The organism is Rhizobacter sp. J219 (assembly GCF_024700055.1).
Taxonomy (GTDB): domain Bacteria; phylum Pseudomonadota; class Gammaproteobacteria; order Burkholderiales; family Burkholderiaceae_C; genus Rhizobacter.
The window spans coordinates 1948105-1971214 of record NZ_JAJOND010000001.1 but is presented as its reverse complement, the minus strand read 5'-3'; the positions used below and the strand labels follow the sequence as shown (position 1 = coordinate 1971214).

Below are 23110 nucleotides of genomic sequence, written 5' to 3'. Positions count from 1 at the left end.
GGGGAATGGGGCGTAGGGGAAGAGGAGGGCGCGTCAGTCGGCCACGAGCTTGGCCGCCTGCACGACGCGCTGCCACTTGGCGAGTTCGCTCTTCACGAGCGCGCCGAGCGCTTCGGGCGAGCTGGTCTCCACGTCGGCGCCGTGGTCCTCGATGCGCTTGATGATCTCCTTGTCCTTGAGCACTTCGTTGAGCGCCTTGTTGAGCTTGTCGACGATGGGCTTGGGCGTCTTGGCGGGGGCGAAGATCGCGTACCACTGGGTCACATCGACGCCCTCGACACCGGCTTCCTTCAGCGTCGGCACATCGGGCAAGGCCTTCGAGCGCGAGGGGCCGGCAATGGCGAGCGCGCGCAACTTGCCCGACTTCACGTGCGGATACGCGGTGAAGAGGCTGGGGAACATGAACTGCGTCTGGCCGCCGATGGTGTCGCTGATGGCCGGTGCCGAGCCCTTGTACGGCGCGCCCGTCATCACCGTGCCCGTGCTCAGCTTGAACAGCTCGGCGGCGAAATGCGGTGCGGTGCCGTTGCCCGCCGAGGCGTAGGTGAACTTGTCGGGCTTGGCCTTCAGTTGCGCGACCAGATCGCGCACGTCCTTCACGGCGACGCTCGAGTTGGCCACCATCAGCGTCGGCGAGTAACCCACCAGGCCGATCGGCTCGAAGTCGCGCACGGGGTCGTACTTCAGCTTCTGCAAGGCCGGGTTCATGCTGTGCGTGGCGATGTAGCCGAGCATCAAGGTGTGGCCGTCCGGCGTCGCGCGAGCGACGTACTCGCTGGCGATGGAGCCGTTGGCCCCCGCGCGGTTGTCGATGATGATGGTCTGGCCCAGCATGGGGCCGAGCTTCTGCGCGATCGTGCGTGCCATCGCGTCGTTGGCGCCGCCGGCGGCGGTGGGCACGACGATGGTGATGGTCTTCGTCGGGTATGCGGCGGGGGCCTGGGCATGGGCCGGCACGGCCGCGGCGGCGAGGCCGGCAGCCAGGATCGGGGCGATCAGTTGCTTCATGGGTTTGTCTCCTGCCGTCTCGGGCATTGGGGGTCTGGAAAACACATAGCTCGGCACATGCAGGTCGCCCTGCATGATCTTGCGCGCAGTTCGGATCAATGCGGCGCGCTGGATGCGGGCGTCCTGGCCGTGGCCGTCGACCGTCACGGTGACGTCGATGCGCCCTTGCGGGTGCAGCACCACCACGTCGTGGTCGCCGGCTGGCAGGCCGCTGCCCGACGCCACCGTGCCCGGCAGCGCGAACGCGGTGGCCACGCCGATGGCGCCGGTCGCGGCATGCGAGGCATGGCAGCGCCGCGGCGTGAAGTAGCGCGAGGTGATGCTGGCCGGGCTGTCGCCCGCGCTCACCAGCACCGGCTTCGGGATGACGCTGTTCGACACGTCGCCCAAGCCCATCAATTCGCCAGCCTGGCGGCGCAAGGCTTCAATGCGGTCCAGCAAGCCCGGGTGCGCATCGAGCTGCGCGGGCGTCTCGCGGCCCGTCACGCCGAGGTCCGCCGCGCGGATGATCATGAGCGGCATGGCGGCGTCGATGCAGGTCATCTCCACGCCGTCGACCACGTCCATGCGTTGGCCGGTCGGGAAGACGCTGCCCGTGACCGAGCCCCATGCGTCGAGGAAGTTGAGCCGGATCGGCGCGGCCGTGCCGGCCACGCCGTCGATGCGCACGTCGCCGTCGTAGCGCACCTGGCGGCCGGGTGTCTGCACCGTCACGTCGATGCGCGAGCGGGTGTTGACGTTGAACACCCGCACCGTCGTCACGCCCTCAGCCGCGTCGAGCAAACCCTGCTCGATCGCGAAGGGCCCCACGCCCGCGAGCATGTTTCCGCAGTTCGGCCGGGTGTCGACCGACTGCTGCCCGACGCCGACCTGCGCGAAGAGGTAGTCCACGTCGCAGTCCGGCTGCGAGGAGCGAGACACGATCGCCACCTTGCTCGTCAAGGTGCTGCCGCCGCCCACGCCGTCGACCTGCAGCAGGTCGGAGGCACCGATGGCGCCGATCAGCGCCTGGTCACGTGCCAGGTCATCTTCGGGCAGCCACTCGCGCAGGAAGAACGGCCCGCGTGAGGTGCCGGCGCGCATCAGGACACAAGGCAGGGTGATGGAAGACATGGCGCAATGATCTGCAGCGAGACCATGTCTGTGAATTGCATTGTTCTGATGGATTGATCGACGTGGCGCAATAATCGGCCTGCGCCCCCAGCAGGAGATTCCGCCATGGCCCTCAACTTCGACCTCAACGACCTGCAGGCTTTTCGTGCCGTGGCCGAGCTTTCCAACTTCCGGCTGGCCGCCGAAGCGGTCAACATTTCGCAGCCGGCGTTCAGCCGACGCATCGAGAAGCTGGAAGAAGCGCTCGGCGTGAAGCTGCTCGAGAGAACGACGCGCCGCGTGAGCCTCACCGCGGTGGGCCGCGACTTCGCGCGCAAGGTGCAGGCGATGCTCGACGAACTCGATGCCACGCTGCTCGGCATCAAGGGCATCGCCGCCACGCGCATGGGCGAGGTGACCATCGCCTGCGTGCCCTCGACGGTCTACTACTACCTGTCGCAGGTCATCAAGCGCTACCGCGACCGCTACCCGAAGATCCGGGTGAAGGTGTTCGATGCCAGCGCGAACGAAGTGCTGGCGGCCGTCTCACGCAACGAGGCCGACTTCGGCCTCAACTTCATCGGCAGCCAGGAAGCCGACATCGATTTCGAGCCGCTGCTCGAAGAGCGCTTCGTGGCGGCGTGTCGCCGCGACCACCCCTTGGCGACGAAGCGCAAGGTGACCTGGCGCGATCTCTCCGCGCACGACTTCATCACCGTGAGCCGTGCCTCCGGCAACCGCCTGCTCATGGACCAGGCGCTCGCCGGGCAGGCCGACCGGCCTCAAGGCTTGTATGAAGCGCAGCACGTCACCACCCTGCTGGGCCTGGTGGAAGCGGGGCTCGGTGTCGCGGCGGTGCCCTCACTCGCGATGCCGGCGAAGAACCATCCGGTGTTGGTCAGCGTGCCGCTGGTGGAGCCGGAGGTCACCCGCGTGGTCGGGCTCATCCGCAAGCGTGGCCGCACGCTGGCGCCGGCCGCGCAGCAGCTGTATGAGTTCTTCGCGGACATCGGACAAGCGCCTGCCACTGGCCGCGGGCGACGTCGACCGGTCTAACGCGCGCGCCGCTCGGCCTCCAGGCCATCGACCGACTGGTCGGCCAGGGTGCGGATGACGTCCATGAAGGCCTGCACGGCGCTGTTGGGTGGCTCGCCCTGCAGCGTGATCAGGCCGAAGTCGGGCATGCGGTCGGGGAGGTCGGCCACGATGCGGGTGAGGAGCCCGCGCCGCACGTACTTGTCGACCAGCGCGGCCGGTTGCAGCGACAGCATGTTGGTGCTCTGCAGCAGTTCCAGCGCGAAGAGGAACGACGGCGTCTCGACGATGCCCGAGGTGAGCGCCAGGCCGGTGCGGCTGAAGATGTCGTCTGTCACCTTGCGCAGCGCCGTGGAGGGCGGGTAGAGGATCCACGGCCAGTGCGAGAGTTCGAGCAGCCCGGGAGCGTTGGGTCCGCGCAGCGGGTGGTGCACGCCGGCCGTGAGTTGCAGCGCTTCACCCGACAGCTTCTCGTACTGGAACTGGGCGCGTTGCGACTCGTCGGTGAAGCGGCCGATCATCACGTCGATCTTGCGTTCGGCCAGCCACGTGATCAGCTGGTCGCTGCTCTGTTCCAGCACCTTCACCACCAGCAGCGGACGCAGCCTTTGCAGCTCGGCCACCGCGGCAATCAGCAGGTGCGCTGCCGAACCGGAGATGGCGCCGATCGACAGGTGCCCGTGGCCACCCTGCTTGAGCGTGCTGAACTCGTCGACGAACTTGCGATGGCCGTCGAGCGCTGCGTGCGCATAGCGCAAGGTGAAGAGTCCCAGCTCGTTCGGCCGCATGCCGCGCGGCAGGCGATCGAACAAGGTCGATTCGAGCATCTCCTCGATGTCCATCAGCACCTTGGTCGCCGCCGGCTGGGTGATGTGCATCTGCTCGGCCGTCAGGCGCAGGTTGCGCGTCTTGCCCAGGATGTCGAGGAACTGCAGATGCCTGAAGCGCAGTCGCGAGACCTGAGCCAGCGTCAAGGGTTTACCAGAAGGCTTGTCCGCACTCATCACCATTTGGAATCGATGCTAGCGAAAAAGTCAGTGGACCGTGCCTGGGGGCTCACCTAGCCTTCAGCTCCACAAGACGGCTCCACAGAGGGCCGGTGCGTCGGGGCAGGGTGCTCCGCCTCGCACTTCAACATTCCGGAGACATCATGAAAATCAGATCACTTGGCGTGGCCGCAGCCCTGCTGGCGGCACTGGTCGGCACCGCGTCGGCGCAGATCAAGGAGCACGTGTTCAAGATCGGCACCGGCCTCAACGAAGAGCATCCGCAGGCGAAATCGCTCAAGTTCTTCGCCGACCAGCTCGCGGCCAAGAGTGGCGGCAAGATCACCGCGCGGGTCTACACCAGCGGCTCGCTCGGCAACGACATCAGCATGACCTCGGCACTGCGCGGCGGCACGCTGGAGATGACCATCCCCGACAGCTCCACGCTGGTCTCGCTGGTCAAGCCCTTCGGCGTGCTGAACCTGCCCCTGACCTTCAACAACGAAAAGGAAGCCGATGCGGTGCTCGACGGCCCCTTTGGCCAGAAGCTGCTGGCCACGCTGCCCGACAAGGGCCTGATCGGCCTCGCCTTCTGGGAGAACGGCTTCCGCCACGTCACCAACTCGCGCCGCCCGGTGCAGAAGGCTGACGACCTGAGCGGCCTGAAGCTGCGCGTCATCCAGAGCCCGCTCTTCCTCGACACCTTCAACGCACTGGGCGCCAACGCCACGCCCATGCCGTTCACCGAGCTGTACACCGCGATGGAGCAGGCGGCGGTCGACGGTCAGGAGAACCCGGCGGCCACCATCCTCGCGAGCAAGTTCTACGAAGTGCAGAAGCACATGGTGCTGTCGCGGCACATGTACAGCGCCTGGGTCCTGCTGCTGTCCAAGAAGACCTGGGACGGCCTCTCGGCGGACGAACGCAAGATCGTGCAGGACGCGGCGCGCGAAGCCACGCTCTTCGAGCGCAAGACCATCCGCGCGTTCTCCGAGACGGCCCTGGCCGACCTGAAGAAGGCGGGCATGCAGATCACCGAGCTGCCGGCGGCCGAGCAGGCCAAGATGCGCAGCAAGCTGCAGCCGGTGCTCGCCAAGTTCAGCAAGGAGTTCGGCGAGGACGCGACCGCCGAGATGAACGCCGAGCTGGCCAAGGCGCGCAGCGGCGCGACGGCCGCCAAGTAGACAGCCTCTCCTGGAGGCGGCGCTGCCGCCTTCCCTCCATCTTCTTCTCTCGACGACGGCCATGGACCCCCGAGCCGGCCGGCGCTTTCGCTCGCGCGAATGGTTCGCCGACCCCCAACGTTCCGACATGACGGCGCTTTACCTGGAGCGCTTCATGAACTACGGGCTGACGCCCGACGAGCTGCGCTCGGGCCGCCCCATCATCGGTATCGCGCAGACGGGCAGTGACCTCTCGCCGTGCAACCGCATCCACCTGGACCTGGCGCGCCGCGTGCGCGACGGCATCCGCGACGCCGGCGGCATTCCGATGGAATTCCCGGTGCACCCGATCTTCGAGAACTGCCGCCGCCCCAGTGCGGCGCTCGATCGCAACCTGGCCTACCTGGGCCTGGTGGAGATCCTGTACGGCTACCCGATCGACGCCGTGGTGCTCACGACCGGCTGCGACAAGACCACGCCGGCCGGCATCATGGCCTCGTCGACCGTCGACATCCCGGCCATCGTGCTCTCCGGCGGGCCCATGCTCGATGGCTGGCACAACGGTGAGCTGGTGGGCTCGGGCACGGTGATCTGGCGCAGCCGCCGGCAACTGGCGGCCGGCGAGATCGACGAAGACGAGTTCATGCAGCGCGCCTGCAGCAGCGCGCCCTCGGCAGGGCACTGCAACACCATGGGCACGGCCTCGACCATGAACGCCGTGGCCGAGGCGCTGGGTCTTTCGCTGCCGGGCTGCGCCGCCATTCCCGCACCGTACCGCGAACGCGGCCAGATGGCCTACGAGACCGGCCGCCGCATCGTCGGCATGGCCTTCGAAGACCTGCGGCCCTCGCGCATCCTGACGCGCGAGAGCTTTCTCAATGCGCTGGCGCTCGTGAGCGTGGCGGGCGGCTCCACCAATGCACAGGTGCACATCATGGCGATGGCACGCCATGCCGGCGTGGAGCTGAGGCCACAGGACTGGACCGAGCACGCCTACGAGCTGCCGCTGCTGCTGAACATGCAGCCGGCCGGCCAGTTCCTCGGCGAGCGCTTCTTCCGGGCCGGGGGCGTGCCGGCGCTGATGTGGGAGCTGCAGCAGGCCGGCGTGCTGCATGGCGACTGCGCGAGCGTCACCGGCCAGACGGTGGCGCAGAACATCGAGGGCCGCGAGCCCACCGATCGTGAGGTGATCCGGCCGTTCGACGCGCCCCTCATGCAGAAGGCCGGCTTCCTGGTGCTGAGCGGCAACCTGTTCGACTTCGGCATCCTGAAGACTTCGGTGATCTCGCAGCGCTTCCGCGAGCGCTACCTGAGCCAGCCGGGGCGCGAGGGCGTGTTCGAGGCACGTGCCGTGGTCTTCGATGGTGCCGACGACTACCACGCCCGCATCAACGACCCGGCGCTCGAAGTCGACGAAGGTTGCATCCTCGTGATGCGCGGCGCGGGCCCCATCGGCTGGCCGGGGTCGGCCGAGGTGGTGAACATGCAGCCGCCCGATGCGCTCATCCAGCGCGGCATCCTCGCGCTGCCCACGCTCGGCGATGGTCGCCAGTCGGGCACCGCCGACAGCCCGTCCATCCTCAACGTGTCGCCCGAGAGCGCCGTGGGCGGTGGGCTGAGCTGGCTGCAGACCGGTGACGTGATCCGCATCGACCTCCACGCCGGCCGCTGCGACGCGCTGGTGCCGGTCGACGAGATCGAGCGCCGCAAGCGCGAGCTGCCGGCTCCGGCGGTGCCGCCCAGCCAGTCGCCCTGGGAAGAGATGTACCGCAACCACACCGGCCAGCTGGTGGATGGCGCCACGCTCGAGATGGCCTTGAAGTACCGGCGCATCGCCGAACGCACGCCTCGCCACAACCACTGACAACGTTCGAGGAAACACCGATGACTGCAACAACGACGGCTCTGCCGCTGCGCACCGATGGCCTGCACCCCGTGCTGCCGCAAGACGGCCTGGCCGGCACGCTGGTGGCGCGCGTGTGGCGCGCAGGCTCGCCGGCCGGCCCGGCCGTGGTGGTGCTGCGCCCCGAAGGGGTGTTCGACCTCAGCCGGCACTTCCCGACCATGAGCACGCTGCTCGAGACCGACCAGCCGGCCCAGGCCGTACGCTCAGCGGCCGGGGAATGGCTGTGCTGCATCGAGGCGCTGCTGGACAACAGCAAGCCCACAGGCCGCGACGACTCCGCGCCCTGGCTGCTCGCGCCGTGCGACCTGCAGGTGGTCAAGGCGGCGGGCGTGACCTTTGCCTCCAGCATGATCGAGCGCGTGATCGAGGAGCAGGCGGGTGGCGATGCGAGCCGTGCTCAGGGGCTGCGGGCCCAGGTCACCGCGCTGATCGGCGACAGCCTGTCCGCCATCCGCCCCGGCTCGGCGCAGGCGCAGGCGCTCAAAGAACTGCTGCAGCAGAAGAAGCTTTGGTCGCAGTACCTGGAGGTGGGCATCGGGCCCGATGCCGAGGTCTTCACCAAGTCGCCGGTGCTCGCCGCCGTGGGCCATGGCCAGGACATCGGCATCCGCGCCGATTCGCAATGGAACAACCCCGAGCCCGAGGTGGTGCTCGCCGTCAACAGCCGCGGCGGCATCGTCGGCGCCGCACTCGGCAACGACGTCAACCTGCGCGACATCGAAGGCCGCAGTGCGCTGCTGCTCGGCAAGGCCAAGGACAACAACGCATCCTGCGCCATCGGCCCCTTCATCCGTCTGTTCGACGACGGCTTCGGCCTCGACCAGTTGCGCCGCGAGACCGTGCATCTGCAGGTGAGCGGTGCCGACGGCTTCACGCTGCGCGGCATCAACACCATGGCCAGCATCAGCCGTGACCCGGTTGACCTGGTGGCGCAGACGACCGTCTGCCACCAGTACCCCGACGGTTTCATGCTCTTCCTCGGCACGCTCTTCGCGCCCACCGAAGACCGCGACGAGCCCGGCGGCGGCTTCACCCACAAGCTGGGCGACGTGGTCACCATCCACAGCCACTGGCTCGGCAGCCTGCAGAACCGGGTGACGCACTGCGAGGCCGCGCCGCCCTGGCGCTTCGGCCTGCGGGCCTTGATCGGCAACCTGGCCGAGCGCGGCCTGCTGCAGGGGGCGCGACTGTGAGCGTGCTCGACGCCACCATCGAGCGGATCTGCCGCTTGATCGATGCGCTGATCGCCACCGCGCTCGCGGTGATGGTGGTGCTGGTGTTCGGCAATGTCGTGCTGCGCTATGCCTTCAACTCCGGCATTGCGGTCAGCGAGGAAGTCGCGCGCTGGCTGTTCGTGTGGCTGTGCTTCATGGGCGCGGTGGTCGCGCTCAAGGAAGGCGGGCACCTGGGCACCGACATGCTGGTGTCGCGGCTACCGGTGGTCGGCAAGAAGGTTTGCATGGTGCTGGGCCACCTGCTCATGCTGTACGTGACCTGGCTGTTCCTGCAGGGCAGCTGGCAGCAAACGCGCATCAACCACGATGTGGCCGCGCCGGTGACCGGCACGCCGATGTCCGTCTTCTATGCCTCGGGTGTGGTCTTCTCGATCTGCGCGGGCATCCTGCTGCTCTTGCAGCTCATGCGCCTGCTCACCGGCCAGCTCCGGGAGAGCGAGACCGTGATGGTGAAGGAATCGGAAGAGCAGGCCGAACTGGAAGCGCTGCAGGCCGGGCTCGTGCACCACGACGTGCAGCGGGGCGACGCACCCAGGGGCACACGCCCATGACCGTCTTCATCTTCCTCGCCAGCCTCCTCGGCGCGATGGCGCTGGGCATTCCCATCGCCTATGCGCTGCTCGCGAGCGGCGTGGCCCTGATGTGGCACCTCGGCCTCTTCGACGCGCAGATCCTGGCGCAGAACTTCATCAACGGTGCCGACAGCTTCCCGCTGCTGGCCGTGCCTTTCTTCATGCTGGCCGGCGAGATCATGAACGTGGGCGGCTTGTCGCAGCGCATCGTCAATTTCGCGCTTGCGCTCGTGGGTCATGTGAAAGGCGGGCTGGGCTACGTCGTGATCCTCGCGGCCTGTCTGCTGTCGGCGCTGTCGGGCTCGGCGGTGGCCGATGCCGCCGCGCTGACGGCGCTGCTGCTGCCGATGATGATCGCGGCCGGGCACAAGAAGCAGGTCTCGGGCGGGTTGATCGCGGCGTCGGGTGTCATCGGCCCCATCATTCCGCCGAGCATCGGCTTCGTCATCTTCGGCGTGGCCGCCAACGTGTCGATCAGCAAGCTGTTCCTCGCCGGCATCGTCCCCGGCATCATGATCGGCCTGGCCCTGGCGCTCACCTGGTGGTGGGTGGGCCGCAAGGAGTCGCTGACACCTCCCCCGCGCAAGACGCGCGCGGAAGTGTGGACGGCGGCACGCGAGGCGGTGTGGGCGCTGCTGCTGCCCGTCTTCATTCTGGTGGGCCTGCGCATGGGCGTGTTCACGCCCACCGAAGCGGCGGTCGTCGCGGCCGTCTACGCGCTCTTCGTCACCACGGTGGTGTACCGCGAGCTGAAGCTGCAGGCGCTGGTGCGCGTCTTCGTCACGGCAGCCCGCACCACGGCGGTGGTGATGTTCCTCGTGGCCTCGGCCATGGTGTCGGCCTGGCTGATCACGGTGGCCAACCTGCCGGCGCAGGTGGTGGACCTGCTGCGCCCGCTGCTGGACAACCAGACGCTGCTGTTGCTCGCGATCATGCTGCTCGTGATGCTGGTGGGCACGGCGATGGACATGACGCCGACCATCCTGATCCTGACACCGGTGCTGATGCCGCTCATCAAGGCGGCGGGCATCGACCCCGTGTACTTCGGGGTGCTCTTCATCATCAACAACTCCATCGGCCTTGTCACGCCGCCGGTGGGTACCGTCCTCAACGTGGTGGCCGGTGTCGGCCGCATGAAGATGGACGAAGTCACCCGTGGGGTGCTGCCGTTCATGGCCGCCCAGTTCGCGGTGCTGTTTCTCATGGTGCTCTTCCCGCAGACGGTGCTCGTGCCGCTGCGGTGGTTCTATTGAAACCCTGGTTCACCCGCCCGAGTGTGGCGAGGCCGGTGTGCGCTCTACCGGCTCACCTTTCCCGCTGCGCCCAGCAGGGTCAGGTTGACGTAGCGCGAGCCGGTCCTGTCGTCGCGCGCAAACCGCAGGCGCCAGCCCTCGATGGCGGGTGGAGCGTTTTCCAGGCGGTCGACGATGCAGGCACTCGTCGGACGCTTGCCGCACGCGCGCAGCACGTGCCCAAGGACACGACCGTAGAGGTACCCCTCCAGCGACGGGTACGACGCGGCCGAAGGCTGTGTGCCCAGCGCCCGTTGGTACGCCGCGACCAGCGCATGGCTGATCTGCGTGGGATGCGGCAACACCTGGCTCACCGTCAGGCCGCGCGCTTCCGCCGCACGGTCCGACATGGACAGCGCCGCGCCGGTCTCGCTGAAGGCCACGAACTGGGTGTTCAGGCAGCCGGACTTGGCTGCAGACCGCAGCACCTCGAGCGCGAGCCGCGCATCGAGCGCCAGCAGCACCGCCTGAGGCGCGGCACTGCAGACACGCCGCAGCGCTGCCTCCACCGCGTCCGGCGATGCTCCCGCCGTCAGCCCCTCGCTCGCCACCGGCCGCATGGCCAGGCGCACCAGTTCCACCTTCAGGCCTTCGAGGCCCGAGGCGCCCAGGCCGTCGTCCTGTGCGATCGCGGCGATGCGGTTCAGGGCGATCGTGTCGAGGTGGCTGACGATGGCCGCCACCTCGTCGCGGGCGCCTGCACGCAGGTTGAAGAGATGTCGCAGGGGTGGCTCTCGCAGGCTGTCAGCACTGCTGGCCGCGCCGACGAGCGGCACGCCGGTCTGTTCGAGCAGAGGGCGCAGCGCTTCGATGGACCGCGTGCCGTGGAAGGCCGTGAGCGCCACCGCGCCGGCCTGGATGAGCCGGCGGGCGTTGTCCAATGCGCGCGTGGGTTCGCCGCCGTCGTCCATCGCCTTGAGACTCGACCGGTTGGCCGTCGATCGCGCCGGCATGCGCAAGGCCGAGCTTCACACCGTGAAGCAGGCCTTGGCCATAGGCGGCGTTCGGACCGCTGAGCGGCGCCGACATGCCGACGGTGATGCCCGCCGCAGCGGCGGGGCTGCAGGCCAGTGCTGAGAAGAGAAGCGCGCCAGAGACGATTCGCATGCGACTCCCTGTCAGAACGAATCCAGTGAACGCTTGACCAGCTCCCGCAGGTCCGCATCGCGGTGAAAGCCTGCCTGCTCGGCCTCGGGGGTTTCCAGCGGCGGGAAGCGACCGAACAGCGATTCGATGCGTTCGTCGGGCTCGTAGCTGACCCGCGGGTGGGTGTCGTTGCCGCGGAGCGCGCCGATCGCCTCGACCAGCTCCGCCATCGAGAAGCGCGTGGTCGGCAGGGTGAAGGTGCGCGTGCGGCTCAGCGCGTAGTGCGGCAATGTCGCGGCGTGCAGCAGGTTGTCGACGACGTTGCCGAGTGACGACGCCCAGGTCGTGGCGCTCGCGGACATGGGGCAGACGAAGGGGCGGCCTGCGGCGAGTTCGCGAATGATGTCGCTGAGGAAGGCCGACAACTGGCCCGTGGGTGCAGGCGGTCGAGCCAGGACGCCGGGAATGCGCAAGGACACACCGTCCACCCAGTCGCGCCGGCTGAAGTCGTCGACGAGGATCTCGCCGATGAGCTTCTGCGCGCCGTAGCTCATGCGGGGCCGGGGCCGTGCCGCTTCCGTCACGAGCTTCGGGGAGCGTTCCGAACACGGCGATGCTGCTCGCGAAGACGAAGCGGGGACGGACGGCGCCGGCTTCCACCTGGGCCTTGCCGCGTTCCAGGAGCGACAGCGTCGCGTCCAGGTTCACGCGTCGCGCCAGCGCGTAGTTCGCTTCGGCGGTGCCGCCCGGAATGCTCGCGAGGTGGAACACCACGTCGACCGGATCGCCGGCCAGGTGATGGTCGAGCCAGGCGGCGTCGCCCAGGTCACCCTCAAGCCGCCGCAGGATGCCCTCGCACGCAGGGGCATCGCCGAAGGACAGGTCGACGAGAGAAAGGTGCCGCAACGCGCGCCCCGCGAGCGCACCCTCGCGGGCGAGCCGCGTGGCCAGCGCGTGGCCGACGAAACCGTGGCCCCCGGTGATCAGCACGTGCATGGCCGCCTCAGGTCGCCGCGACGACGCGCTGGTCGATGACGCCGAAGGGGCCTGGCTGCCCATCGTCGAAGCGTGCCTCCATGCGCACCCGGTCGCCGAAGGTCATGAAGTCGGTGCGGATCTCGCCCTGGTCGATCTTCTCGATGACACGCCGCTCCGCGATGCAGGCCGAGCCCGCCGCGCGCGACACGTTCGACACCGTGCCGGAGCCGACGATCGTGCCCGCGCTCAGCTTGCGCGTGCGCGCGGCGTGCGCCACCAGGCGGCCGAAGTCGAAGTTCATCTCGCCGCCGTGGGGCTCGCCGAAGCGTTCGCCATTCCACTGCACCTGCAGGCGCAGGTGCACGCGCCCATCGCGCCAGGCACTGCCGAGACTTCGTCGGGTGTGACGGCCACCGGCGCAAACGCGGTGGAGGGCTTGGCCTGCAGGAAGCCGAAACCGGTCTTCATCTCGTGCGGCCCGAGCGCGCGCAGGCTCCAGTCGTTGACCTGCACCAGCAGGCGCACGCAACGCAGCGCCGCCGACGGCGTCACCCCCATCGGCACCGGCCCGCAGACGACGCCGAACTCGCCCTCGAAGTCGATGCCGTCGGCTTGGCTCGGCAGCGGCACGTCGTCGAACGGCCCGAGGAAGTCGTCGCTCGCGCCCTGGTACATCACGGGCACGGTGTCGAACTCGGGGATCGGCGGTGTGCTGAAGGCCTGCTCCATCAGGCGGCCGTGGTTGAGGAAGGCCGAGCCATCGAGCCACTGGGGGCTGCGGGGCAGCGGGGCAGTGCAGGCGCGTGGGTCGAACGCGAAGGCGCCCGGGGCACGGCCGCCGTCGAGTGCCTTCGAGACGTCGATCAGCGCGTCGTGCACATCGTCCCAGCGCTGCAGTGCATCGATGAGGCTCGTCGCGATGTCGGGCACCGCGACGGCGCGCGCGAGGTCGCGCGAGACCACCACGAGCCGGCCGTCCAGCGTTCCGTCTTTCAGGGTCGCGAATTTCATCGTGTCATTCCTGCTTGGCCAAGGCTTGCGCGATCGACGGGTCGTAGCACCCGTCAACCAGGATGAAGAGCATGCGGCAGGGCCTGTCCGACCGATTGGCCCAGGCGTGGTTGGTGCCGCGCTGCACGACCACGCTGCCGGGCTTGAGCAGCGCTTCGCCGCGGTCGAGCACGAGCGTCATCTCGCCTTCGATCACGATGCCGTAGTCGATCGATTCGGTGCGGTGCATCAGCGGGTGCGGCGAGTCGGCTCGGACCGTCGACGCCTTCTCGTCGCCGATCTGCGCGAAGGCCTCCTTCATCCGCTTCGCACCGTTCAACTCGAAGTCGGCGGTGTCGGGCGGGATGTCGACGAAGCGGATGCGCGTGCCGTGCTTCGGTGGCGGCAGCAGCAGCGGGCCGAGCGTCGGGTCGGCGCCGTTGTCGACGCGTGCCGGCGCGCCCTGGGTGCTCCAGACTTCATGGAAGACGGTGCCCGGGATGGCCTTGATCTCAGCGACGGTGGGCAGCGGGCCATCGCTGATGACGATCCCCTGGCCGTCGCCGTCATGGCCCGTGACGACGCGGTGGATGGGTGGGAAGCTCATGTCGTCAGTCCTCGAAGATAGCGACCGCACGCGTCCAGCCCGCCGAGGCACCGCGGATCTTGTGCGGGAAGCAGCTGATCGTGAAACCGTGCGGCGGCAGCGCCTCCAGGTTGTGCAGCTTCTCCAGGTGGCAGTAGCCGATGTCGCGGCCGGCCTTGTGGCCCTCCCAGATCAGTGCCTTGTTGCCCGTCTCGGCCACGCGCTTCGCGGTGTACGAGAAGGGCGCGTCCCAGCTCCAGGCGTCGGTGCCGGTCAGCCGCACGCCGCGCTCCAGCAGGTACATCGTGGCCTCGTAGCCCATGCCACAGCCGGCACCGAGGTAGTCGTTGTGGCCGTAGCGGGAACCGGCGCGGGTGTTGACCACCACGATGTCCAGCGGCTGCAGCGTGTGGCCGATGCGTGTGGACTCGGCTTCGACATCGGCCGCGGTGGCGACGTAGCCATCGGGGAAGTGGCGGAAGTCGAGCTTCACGCCCGACTGGAAGCACCATTCGAGCGGCACCTGGTCGATGGTGATGGAGGGTCGCGCGCCGCCGTTCTTTGCGTCCTGCGTGGAATGGAAGTGCCAGGGCGCATCGAGGTGCGTGCCGTTGTGCGTGGTGAGCGTCACCCACTCGGCGGCGGCTGCTTCACCGTCGGGATAGTCCTCCGGCTTCGTACCGGGGATCATCGCCATGAACTCGGGCAGCGTGTCGGCGTGCTTCTGGTAGGTGATCTTCGGCGCGAGCGGCGGCGGGTCGGACAGGACGTCGTTCTCGAGGTAGATCGAGAGGTCGACGAAGCGGCGTCTGGGTGGGGTCATGGCCATCGTGGGAGGGGGGTGGTTCGGCAATGCGCGGGTCACGTCGCGGGCTTGCGCACCGGCAGCGCCACCGAGGGTTTCGGGAGCTGGCTCATGCACGCGACCGCGATGAGGGCGATGGCGGCGGCGGCATAGCCGAGGCTCGCGTAGCCCGAGGCCTTGACGAGCGTGCCGCCGAGCACCGGCCCGATGGCGGCGCCCACCATCAGCATGGCGGGTGTGGCGGCCAGCGCACGCCCGGTGGGTTCGAGCCGGGCCAGAAGGCCGAAGGCAAAGGTGTGGGTGAAGACCATCACCGCCACCAGCAGCGCGCCGGCGGTGGCATAGGGTGCGAAGGTGGTGGCATTCATGATCGTCATCACGAGCGCGGCCTGCAGCACCGGCCCGGCCAGCAGGACGCTGCGCGCGGGGAGGCGTTTCTCCAGCAGCGCGGCCAGCGGCGCGGGCAGCAGGTTCACGATCCCGGCGGCGACGAGCACGGCCGTCACCGCCCCCACCGCGAAGCCCTGGTCGGCGCCGGCGCGCTCCAGGAAGCTGAAGCTCATCGCCTGCACCAGCGCCATCGCGCTCACGCCGGCGATGCCGAACCACACCGAGGCGGCGATGCGCTGCCGGCCTGCTTCGGGCTGGGCGGCCGTGGCGTCAGGTGACGGAAAGAACGCCGCGCAGACGAGGGTGGCCACCACCATCACGCCGCCAAAGACGATGAAGAGCGCATGCCCGCCCGCCGCTGCCACCACCTGCGGCGTGGCGCCGAGAAACACGATGCCGAACACGCCGAGCGCGAAGCCCACCAGCGCGAACAGGCGATGCGGTGTCTCGCTGCGCGCGATCGTGCCGTGCGTCACGCTCAAGGCAGAGCCGGCACTGAGCCCCGCCAGCACGTGCAGCGCGGCCATGCCGCCGAAGCTCGTGCTCATCGCCAGGCAGAAGAACGCGATGGCTGACACGGCATAGCCCGCTGTCGCCACCCAGCGCACCGGGAGCCGGCCCACGCGCGGGGCGACGAACAGGCTCGCGGCCACGGCGCCGGCGAGGAACAAGGTCGCCAGCGCCCCGGCCTGCTGCGGGTCGAGCTTGAAGCGCGAGATCAGCGTGCCGACCCACACCGGCAGCGCGACCAGGTCGACCATGCCGGCGCAGTGCGCCACCATCAATGCGATGCGGCCTCGCCGCGGGTGATTGCGGTTCATGTGCGTCTTTCGTCAGATGGGTTGGGCCAGCGCCATCAGCGAGGTGCGCATGATCCCGGTGTGTTCTTCCTTGCTGCCGTTGGTCATCTCGATCTCGCCGAGGCGGAAGGAGTTTTCGACCACCATGCGGCAGCGCTCCCAGCGGCGCGCCTGGAAGGCACGCAGCGCGGTGTCGAGCGCCTGGGTGCGCCCGAGTTCGTCGGCCAGCACGAGTGCGTCTTCGATGCCGATGCAGGCGCCGCTGGCCAGGTGCGGCGTCGTGGCGTGCACCGTGTCGCCGATCAGCACGACGCGGCCACGGTGCCACGGCTGCGGCACGAGCAGGCCTTCGAGCGGACGGAAGACGATCTGCGAATCGGCGCCGATCTGGTCGCGGATGCCCTGCAGGAGCGGGTCGGAAAAATCGGCCAGCAGCCCGCGCAGCAGCGTCGGAAAGTCTTGCGGGTCGACACGCTCGTTGTTCGGCCGGTGCTCGGTGACGAAGAGGTACATCTGTGTCGCCGACACCGGGTTGACGCCGGGCTTCACACGGCCCATCCACATCATGGCCGTCTTCACCGTCTCGGGCCGCGGCAGCACGGCGCGCCACACGGCCTGGCCGGTGTAGCGCGGCTTGGGCGCGTCCGGGAAGATCGCCTCGCGTGTCTTCGAGTAGAGGCCGTCGGCACCGATCACGAGGTCGTAGCGCTGGCGATGGCCATCGGTGAACGCGACCTCCACGCCTTCTTCGTCTTGCTTGATCTCGGTGAAGGTGGTGCCGAGGCGAACCTGCGTGCCCGAGGCGCGTGTCGCATTGGCGAGGATGCGTGCCAGCACCGGGCGCAGGATGGCGCCGCCGCCCGGCACGTCGGGGCGTGCCACGCGCGGTGTGGGCAGCAGGCCGATCGGTGTGCCGTCGGGCAGGTGCAGGGCCACGCCGTCGGCCGCGCTGCCTTCGCGCAGGAAGTCGTCGAGGATGCCGAGCTGGTCAAAGGCGCGCAGCGTAGCCCCGCCGAGGCTGATGCCGGCGCCGTAGTTGCGCCAGTCGGCGTCGAGCTCGACCAGGTCGACCTCCGCGCCGCGCTTGCGCAGCTCGATCGCGGCGGACATCCCGGAAAAGCCGCCTCCGATGATGAGGATCTTGTGTGCGGCCAGGGTCATGGTGAAGTCTCCTCGTGGGATGGGTCTGGGTGGGCGAGGTGGACCTCGCCGCGTGATGTGAGGGTGACGGGCACGCGCGTAAGCGATTGCCCGAGGCAGGGGCCGAGCGTGCAGATGCCGGAGGCGATGTCGAACTGTGCGCCGTGCGCCGCACAGACGATGCGGTCGCCCGCCGCGTTGAGGTAGGCGTCCTTGCGCCACGCCATCGGCGTGCCGTGGTGCGGGCAGGAGTCGACGTACGCATGCAGCGAATCGGCCTGCCGCACCACGAGCAGCGTGTCGCGGCCCTCGCCGTGCGGGTCGAAGCCGCGCGAGCCGCCGTCGGCCAGTTCATCGATGTGGCACAGGCGCATGGTGTGCGGCTCAGTGTCAGGCACCGGCGGGCTTGCCGCCACCGGCACCGGGGGCGGGCCGCTCGGCGCCCAGCGCTCGCGGTGCTGGAAGAGGAAGAGCTGCGAGGCATCGGCCCCCATCGGTGCCTCGCGCGGCGACCAGGCGTCGTCGTGCAGGTCCATGTCGGCGTCGTACTCGACATGGCAGCCGAGCGGCGAGTTGAAGTACCAGAACCAGTTGCTGCCGAAGCGGTGGCGTCCCGGCCCCCAGAAGCTCTGGTAGCCCTTCTCGACGAAGCGCGTGCCGGCGAGCAGCACCTCTGTCGGGCCGCCCATGTGGAAGGTGAAGTGCTCCACTCCCTTCATGAAAGGCGGTGTCTGGATCATGAAGAGTGTGTGGTGGTCTTGCGTGCCGGCCGGGCGCAGGAAGGGGCCGACGCCGGTGAAGCGGTCGGTGCACACGAAGCCGAGGCGGCTGTAGAACCCTTCGGCCTTGGCCGCATCGGGCACGAAGTAGACGACGTGCGACAGCGAGCGCGGCCGCACCGAGGCCTCTTCCGGCAGACCGAGCGCGTTGAACGGGCGCTGCGGCGCGGCGCCCGGGGCGTTCACCCGTTCGCCGGGCAGCGACAGCGGCCGGCGCACCGTCACCTGGAAGGCGAGCGCGAAGCCCATGTCGTCGATGCAGCGCAGCACGCCGTCGCGGCGGGCCACGTCGCGGTCGCGGCGCAGCTCGGCCTCGATGGCATCGAGCGTCGCGCTGTCGGCCACGCCGTAGACGGTTTCGCGCAGCATGCTGGCGGTGCCCATCGGCGGCGGCAGCGACGGGTCGTCCTTCGCGCGCAGCACGACAGCGGTGCCATCCAGCGCTTCGTAGCGGTCGTGGCCGGCGTCCGTCAGTCCGTAGTCGATCAGGTACTGGCGGCAGGCGGCGAGGTCGTCGACGCCAAAGACGAGGGCGTCGGGTCCGATGATGTTCATGCGGGTGTGCTCCAGGGAAGAATCAGTTCGAGGCCGAGAGGCGGCCGCCCAGCGTTTCGGCCACCCAGTCGGCGATGTAGTGGCCGGCGTTGATGCTGTTGTCGAAGCTCGCGTGCTGCACGCCGCCTTCGCGGTCGGTGAAGATCTTGAGTTCGCGCTTGGGGCTGTTGACGAGCTGGTCGTAGGTGCGGTGCGCCCACTTGAGCGGGATCTGCGAATCCTTTTCGCCGTGCGTCACGAGGAAAGGCACGCGGATCTTCTCGACCACGCCGTCGAGGTGCACGTCTTCGGCGATGCGCATGAACTCGTCGATGTCCTTCGCGCCCCAGACCCAGCACACGTGGGCCCAGTAGTGCGGCACGGGGAAGTCGCCTTCCTTTTCCAGCCGGCGCTTCTGCACGTCGCGCCAGTCGTGGTTGGCGCCCCAGGCCACGCCGCAGGCGAAACGCGGCTCCATCGCCACGGCGCGCGGGCAGTAGTAGCCGCCGAGCGACACGCCTTCGCAGCCGATGCGTTTCGCGTCGACGTCGTCGCGCGCTTCCAGCCAATCGACCACGCGGGAGGCCCAGTGCTCGGTGTCGTAGCGGGCGGTGAGGCCCAGCAGGCGCAGCGCCTCGCCGGTGCCGGGCTGGTCGACCACGAGCGATGACACGCCGCGCCGGGCCATCCACGACGGCAGGCCGACCAGGTGCTTCATCTCCTTGGTGGAGTCGAGGCCGTTGAGCTGCACCAGCACGGGCGCGCGCTCGCCGGGTTTCAGGCCCTGGGCCGGCACGTACAGCGCCGACAGGTGCTTGCCTTCGTAGGGGATCTCCACGCGCTGCACCGTGTCGCCCATCAGGCGCGAGCCTTCGAGGAAGAGCGCGAGCTCGCGGCGATAGAGGTCCATGCGGCCCGGCGCGTCGTGCGCCTGCAGCCGCTCGGCGGTGATCAGGTAGCTGGCGGCGCGGCGGAATTTCTCGCCGGCCGAGAGCAGGCGGCCACGGGCGGCGTCTTCTTCGGCCAGGCCGCACAGTTTGTCGGCCATGCGCACCCAGGTCTCGCGGAAGGCCTTCGTGCCGGCAGCATCGGGGGCCTTCGCGGCCTCTTGCAAGGGGCCGCACATCTCTTCGATCTCGCCGATGCGCGCGCCCATCTCGATCGCGAGGTTGACCGAGAGGTTCCAGACGTAATTGGTGGGGAAGTACTTGAACATGGTGGGAGTCGGTCAGGCCGCCCGTTGTGGGAGCTGACGTGGTTCGAGGGTGGAGGAATCGTGGGCCGGTGCGGCGGCGCTCGGCTGGGCGCCGGCCGCTTGTGGCAGGAGGAAGTGCGCCAGCGCCGGCAGCAGCACGAGCGCCCCCAGCATGTTCCAGAGGAACATGAAGGCGAGCAGCACGCCCATGTCGGCCTGGAACTTGATGGGGCTCGCGACCCAGGTCACCACGCCCACCGCCAACGTGATGCCGGTGAGCGTGACGACCTTGCCGGTGAAGAGCAGCGCGTGGTGGTAGGCCTCGGACAGGCTGCGCCCTTCGCGCAGCTGCGCGAGCGTGACCGAGAGGATGTAGAGCGCGTAGTCGACGCCGATGCCCACGCCGAGCGCGATCACCGGCAGCGTGGCGACCTTCACCCCCATGCCGAGGCCGACCATCAGCGCTTCGGCCAGGAAGGAGGTCAGCACCAGTGGCAGCACGGCCACCACCACCGCACGCCACGAGCGGAAGGTGATGAAGCACAGCAGCACCACCGCACCGTAGACCAGCAGGAGCATGGTGCGCCAGGCATCCTTGACGACGATGTTGGTCGCAGCCTCGATGCCGGCCGAGCCGGCGGCGAGCAGGAACTTCGTGTCGGCCGTGTCGTTGGCCTTGGCGAAGGCCTCGAGGTGGTCGACCACCCGCGCCAGCGTCTGCGCCTTGTGGTCGCGCAGGAAGACGTAGACCGTGAGCAGGCCGCACGCGTCGTTGTAGAGGCCACGCGGCGCGCCGGCGGTCACGGTGTTGAGCATGTCCTGGTTGGGCAGGAACTCATACCAGCGCGGGTTGCCTTCGTTCAGGCCGGCGAGCACGCGGCGGTTGAGCAGCGCCAGCGTGTTGGTGGACTCCACGCCGTCGAGCTGGCGCATCTCCCACTCCAGCGTGTCGACCTTGCTCAGCGTCTCGTAGCGGGAGCATTGCCCGTCGGGCGTCTTCACCATCACGGCCAGTACGTCGCTGGACGCGCCATAGGCGGCCGTCATGAAGGCGACGTCGCGGTTGTATCGGCTGTCGGCTCGCAGCTCGGGGGCGCCGGGGTCGAGGTCGCCGATCTTCAGTTGCAGGCTCGCGATGAAGCCCGCCGTGCCGAGCATGAGCGCCACCGCGACGGTGACGCCGGCCCAGCGCCGTTGGGTGAAACGTTCGAGCCAGCGCCACGGCGAGGCGCTGCCCGCCGCCTCGCGCGCTTGTGCCCGCAGGCTGCGCTGCGCGGCCCGTGTGCTCACGCCGGCGTAGCTCAGGAGCACCGGCAGCAGGATCAGGTTGGTGAAGATCAGCGCGGCCACGCCGATGGAGGCGGCGATGGCCAGCTCGCGGATCACCTGGATGTCGATCACGAGCAGCACCGCGAACCCCACCGCATCGGCCAGCAGCGCGGTCAGGCCGGCGAGGAAGAGGCGACGGAAGGTGAAGCGCGCGGCGACGAGCTTGTGCGTGCCGCGCCCCACGTCCTGCATGATCCCGTTCATCTTCTGCGCGCCGTGGCTCATGCCGATGGCGAACACGAGAAAGGGCACGAGGATCGAATACGGGTCGAGCGCGTAGCCGAGCAGCGGCAGCAGGCCGAGCTGCCAGACCACCGCCACCAGCGAGGCGATCACCACCAGCGCGGTGGAGCGCACGCAGCGCGTGTAGGCGAACACCATCGCGGTGGCGATGGCCACGGCGATGGCGAAGAACACCAGCACCGAGCGCACGCCGTCGATGAGGTCGCCGATGATCTTGGCGAAGCCGGTGATGTGCACACGCACGCCTTCGGCTTCGTATTTCCCGCGCAGCGTCTCCAGCTGGCCGGAGAGCTTTGCGTAGTCGAGCGCCTGGCCATCCGTGCCCTGCGCGAGCAGCGGCACGTAGACCACCGAGGAGCGTTCGTCGCGCGCCACGAGCTGGCCCAGCTCGCCGGAGCGCGCCACGTTGGCGGCCAGCGCCTGCAGGCTGCGCGGCGAGCCGTCGTAGCCGTCGGGGATCACCGGGCCGCCTTCCAGGCCGTCTTCGGTCACGCCGACCCAGCGGGTGCTCGGGGTCCACAGCGACTTCATGCGCGCCCGGTCAACCCCGGGCAGCAGGAACACTTCGTCGCTCAGGCGGCGCAGCGTCTCCAGGTATTTCGCGTCGTAGATCGAGCCTTCGGGCTGCGCCACGGCGATGCGCAAGGCATTGCCCAGGCCGCTCAGCTCCGACTGGTGGCGCAGGAAGTTCTGGATGTAGGGGTGGCTTGCGGGGATGGTCTTGTCGAAGCTCGCGTTCAGCTGCAGGCGCGTGGCCTGCCAGCCCAGCAGCACGGTCACCGCCAGGCACAGCCACACGACCACCGCGCGGTGGTTGAACAGCAGGCGCTCGACCCACGAGCCGGAGTGGCGGTCGAACTGGTCGAGCGTCACGCCGTGCGTGTCGTGCGTCTTGAAGGAAGCCAGGCTCACGGCTTGGCTCCCAAGTTCAAGGCGACCGGCGTGGCACCAGCGAGCCCGAAGGCCAGCGCGCGGTCGGGGGCCAGGGGCAGCAACGCGGCCGGCATCGGCAGCGGGCGTTCGTTGACCGGCACCAGCGTCTCGCCGCGCAGGGCCAGCAGCAGGCCGGCCTGGTTGGCGAGCAGCAGCGTGCCGTCCGCCGCCGTGGCGCTCGCGGTGATGGAGGTGCCGGTCGGCGCGCTGAGTTGCGTCCAGCCGCCGCTGCTGTCACGCGCATGCCAGGCGTTGCCGCGCAGGCCGGCGAGCACGAGGCTGCCGTCCGCACGCAGCTCGCCGGTGAACCAGCTGCCCTTGTAGGGCGAGGCGAGCGTGCGGAAGCTGTGGCCGCCGTCGTCCGAGCGCGCGAGCAGCCCTTGCTCGCCGGCCAGCACGATGGCATCGCCCGCGCGGCGCGCCATGTACCAGTGCAGGCCCTGAGGGTTGGGCAGGCGGGCCATCCACGGTGCCCAGGACTTGCCGCCGTCCTGACTGTGGAAGGCGATGCCGTAGGCGCCGACGGCCAGCAGGCGCTGCGCGTCCCACAGCATCACGTCGAGGAAGGGCTTGTCGGGACCGTCGGCCAGCAGTCGCTCGGCCTCCTTCATGGCCTCGGGTGTGGCGGCGGCCTCCTTGGCGAGCCGTGCGAGCCGCAGCCCATCCAGCCGCACGGTCCAGCTTTCGCCCGCGTCTTCGGTGGTCAGCACCGTGCCGGCATGGCCGACGGCCACGCCGCGTCGCGCGTCGGCGAAACGCACGGTCGTCAGCGTCACGCTGACCGGCGACGGCGCCTGCCGCCAGGTGATGCCACGGTCGTCGCTCAGCGCAACGATGCCGCGCTCGCCGACGGCGACCACACGCGCCCCGGCGAATGCAGCCGACATCAGCGCCTGGCGCGCCGGTGCCTTGACCGAGAGCGCCGGGCGCTGCCACGCGTCGCCCACGGGCGCGGCGGCCGTGCCCGTCGCGGCGAGCAGCAGCGCGGCCGCGAGCGCGATGTCCGAAGAGGTCAAGCGAAACTTCATGTCAC

Annotated in this window: 17 protein-coding genes and 4 pseudogenes; 6 read left to right on the top strand and 15 right to left on the bottom strand. The window is 69.1% G+C overall.

Features of this window, described 5'->3' with window-relative positions:
- Positions 1–33 precede the first annotated feature (33 nt).
- Both LRS03_RS26855 and LRS03_RS26850 read right to left on the bottom strand, forming a co-directional pair.
- Complete coding sequence (locus LRS03_RS26855; RefSeq protein WP_374685098.1) at positions 34–1035, bottom strand: Bug family tripartite tricarboxylate transporter substrate binding protein; 1002 nt, start codon at positions 1033–1035, stop codon at positions 34–36.
- A 36-nt stretch (positions 1036–1071) separates the two neighbouring features.
- Positions 1072–2121: pseudogene (locus LRS03_RS26850) on the bottom strand (4-oxalomesaconate tautomerase); the annotation flags it as partial.
- Positions 2122–2226: 105 nt separating this feature from the next.
- Here LRS03_RS26850 and LRS03_RS08900 point away from each other — a divergent pair.
- Entirely contained in the window at positions 2227–3156 is a 930-nt protein-coding gene (locus LRS03_RS08900) for a LysR family transcriptional regulator (RefSeq protein ID WP_257825082.1), read from the top strand.
- Here LRS03_RS08900 and LRS03_RS08895 read toward each other — a convergent pair.
- The gene (locus LRS03_RS08895) at positions 3153–4139 is read right to left on the bottom strand and encodes a LysR substrate-binding domain-containing protein (protein ID WP_374685046.1); all 987 of its coding nucleotides are present in this window, start codon (positions 4137–4139) and stop codon (positions 3153–3155) included. The genes LRS03_RS08900 and LRS03_RS08895 overlap by 4 nt on opposite strands.
- Positions 4140–4285: 146 nt before the next feature.
- Between LRS03_RS08895 and LRS03_RS08890 the strand changes: the two genes are divergently transcribed.
- The 5 genes from LRS03_RS08890 (at position 4286) to LRS03_RS08870 (ending at position 10250) form a co-directional block, all read left to right on the top strand.
- Entirely contained in the window at positions 4286–5305 is a 1020-nt protein-coding gene (locus LRS03_RS08890) for a TRAP transporter substrate-binding protein (protein ID WP_257825079.1), read from the top strand.
- Positions 5306–5366: 61 nt separating this feature from the next.
- The gene (locus tag LRS03_RS08885) at positions 5367–7148 is read left to right on the top strand and encodes an IlvD/Edd family dehydratase (RefSeq protein ID WP_257825078.1); all 1782 of its coding nucleotides are present in this window, start codon (positions 5367–5369) and stop codon (positions 7146–7148) included.
- A 20-nt stretch (positions 7149–7168) separates the two neighbouring features.
- A complete protein-coding gene (locus tag LRS03_RS08880; protein WP_257825076.1) occupies positions 7169–8383 on the top strand; it encodes a fumarylacetoacetate hydrolase family protein in 1215 nt (404 codons plus the stop codon).
- A 2-nt stretch (positions 8384–8385) separates the two neighbouring features.
- Positions 8386–8976, top strand: a complete 591-nt coding sequence (locus LRS03_RS08875) for a TRAP transporter small permease (RefSeq protein WP_257829463.1) — start codon at positions 8386–8388, stop codon at positions 8974–8976.
- Positions 8973–10250: a TRAP transporter large permease subunit gene (locus LRS03_RS08870; RefSeq protein WP_257825074.1), complete on the top strand. Its 1278-nt coding sequence runs from the start codon at positions 8973–8975 to the stop codon at positions 10248–10250. The genes LRS03_RS08875 and LRS03_RS08870 overlap by 4 nt, the downstream gene beginning before the upstream one ends.
- A gap of 44 nt (positions 10251–10294) precedes the next feature.
- Here the strand turns inward: LRS03_RS08870 and LRS03_RS08865 are convergent, their stop codons facing one another.
- From LRS03_RS08865 to LRS03_RS08805, 12 genes and pseudogenes are all read right to left on the bottom strand, one after another.
- Entirely contained in the window at positions 10295–11242 is a 948-nt protein-coding gene (locus LRS03_RS08865; protein WP_257825072.1) for an ABC transporter substrate-binding protein, read from the bottom strand.
- A 165-nt stretch (positions 11243–11407) separates the two neighbouring features.
- Positions 11408–12371: pseudogene (locus LRS03_RS26845) on the bottom strand (NAD-dependent epimerase/dehydratase family protein).
- A 7-nt stretch (positions 12372–12378) separates the two neighbouring features.
- Positions 12379–13364 (bottom strand): annotated as a pseudogene (locus LRS03_RS08850) (fumarylacetoacetate hydrolase family protein).
- Between the two features lie 4 nt (positions 13365–13368).
- Positions 13369–13950, bottom strand: coding sequence for a cupin domain-containing protein (locus LRS03_RS08845; RefSeq protein ID WP_257825068.1), 582 nt, complete (start codon positions 13948–13950; stop codon positions 13369–13371).
- 4 nt (positions 13951–13954) lie between these two features.
- Positions 13955–14752, bottom strand: coding sequence for a cyclase family protein (locus LRS03_RS08840; RefSeq protein WP_257829462.1), 798 nt, complete (start codon positions 14750–14752; stop codon positions 13955–13957).
- A 38-nt stretch (positions 14753–14790) separates the two neighbouring features.
- The gene (locus tag LRS03_RS08835; RefSeq protein ID WP_257825067.1) at positions 14791–15945 is read right to left on the bottom strand and encodes an MFS transporter; all 1155 of its coding nucleotides are present in this window, start codon (positions 15943–15945) and stop codon (positions 14791–14793) included.
- A gap of 12 nt (positions 15946–15957) precedes the next feature.
- On the bottom strand, positions 15958–17085 hold the full coding sequence (locus LRS03_RS08830; RefSeq protein ID WP_257825065.1) for an FAD-dependent oxidoreductase: 1128 nt from the start codon (positions 17083–17085) through the stop codon (positions 15958–15960).
- On the bottom strand, positions 17082–17438 hold the full coding sequence (locus LRS03_RS08825; RefSeq protein ID WP_257829460.1) for a Rieske (2Fe-2S) protein: 357 nt from the start codon (positions 17436–17438) through the stop codon (positions 17082–17084). The genes LRS03_RS08830 and LRS03_RS08825 overlap by 4 nt, the downstream gene beginning before the upstream one ends.
- Before the next feature lie 48 nt (positions 17439–17486).
- Positions 17487–18398: pseudogene (locus tag LRS03_RS08820) on the bottom strand (VOC family protein); the annotation flags it as partial.
- Between the two features lie 22 nt (positions 18399–18420).
- Positions 18421–19593 (bottom strand): alpha/beta hydrolase family protein, encoded by a 1173-nt coding sequence (locus LRS03_RS08815; protein ID WP_257825063.1) that lies wholly within the window; start codon positions 19591–19593, stop codon positions 18421–18423.
- A 12-nt stretch (positions 19594–19605) separates the two neighbouring features.
- Positions 19606–22056, bottom strand: coding sequence for an efflux RND transporter permease subunit (locus LRS03_RS08810; RefSeq protein WP_257825060.1), 2451 nt, complete (start codon positions 22054–22056; stop codon positions 19606–19608).
- Entirely contained in the window at positions 22053–23105 is a 1053-nt protein-coding gene (locus LRS03_RS08805) for a WD40/YVTN/BNR-like repeat-containing protein (RefSeq protein WP_257825058.1), read from the bottom strand. Before LRS03_RS08805 ends, LRS03_RS08810 begins: the two co-directional genes overlap by 4 nt.
- Positions 23106–23110: the final 5 nt, after the last annotated feature.

Bases quoted from the DNA above. Each gene is read 5' to 3' on its own strand.
- LRS03_RS08895 (WP_374685046.1), bottom strand. From the start codon at position 4,139: ATGAGTGCGGACAAGCCTTCTGGTAAACCCTTGACGCTGGCTCAGGTC.
- LRS03_RS08845 (WP_257825068.1), bottom strand. From the start codon at position 13,950: ATGAGCTTCCCACCCATCCACCGCGTCGTCACGGGCCATGACGGCGAC.
- LRS03_RS08835 (WP_257825067.1), bottom strand. From the start codon at position 15,945: ATGAACCGCAATCACCCGCGGCGAGGCCGCATCGCATTGATGGTGGCG.
- LRS03_RS08880 (WP_257825076.1), top strand. From the start codon at position 7,169: ATGACTGCAACAACGACGGCTCTGCCGCTGCGCACCGATGGCCTGCAC.
- LRS03_RS08840 (WP_257829462.1), bottom strand. From the start codon at position 14,752: ATGACCCCACCCAGACGCCGCTTCGTCGACCTCTCGATCTACCTCGAG.
- LRS03_RS08865 (WP_257825072.1), bottom strand. From the start codon at position 11,242: ATGCCGGCGCGATCGACGGCCAACCGGTCGAGTCTCAAGGCGATGGAC.
- LRS03_RS08890 (WP_257825079.1), top strand. From the start codon at position 4,286: ATGAAAATCAGATCACTTGGCGTGGCCGCAGCCCTGCTGGCGGCACTG.
- LRS03_RS08825 (WP_257829460.1), bottom strand. From the start codon at position 17,438: ATGCGCCTGTGCCACATCGATGAACTGGCCGACGGCGGCTCGCGCGGC.
- LRS03_RS08830 (WP_257825065.1), bottom strand. From the start codon at position 17,085: ATGACCCTGGCCGCACACAAGATCCTCATCATCGGAGGCGGCTTTTCC.
- LRS03_RS08805 (WP_257825058.1), bottom strand. From the start codon at position 23,105: ATGAAGTTTCGCTTGACCTCTTCGGACATCGCGCTCGCGGCCGCGCTG.
- LRS03_RS08815 (WP_257825063.1), bottom strand. From the start codon at position 19,593: ATGTTCAAGTACTTCCCCACCAATTACGTCTGGAACCTCTCGGTCAAC.
- LRS03_RS08885 (WP_257825078.1), top strand. From the start codon at position 5,367: ATGGACCCCCGAGCCGGCCGGCGCTTTCGCTCGCGCGAATGGTTCGCC.
- LRS03_RS08870 (WP_257825074.1), top strand. From the start codon at position 8,973: ATGACCGTCTTCATCTTCCTCGCCAGCCTCCTCGGCGCGATGGCGCTG.
- LRS03_RS26855 (WP_374685098.1), bottom strand. From the start codon at position 1,035: ATGCCCGAGACGGCAGGAGACAAACCCATGAAGCAACTGATCGCCCCG.
- LRS03_RS08900 (WP_257825082.1), top strand. From the start codon at position 2,227: ATGGCCCTCAACTTCGACCTCAACGACCTGCAGGCTTTTCGTGCCGTG.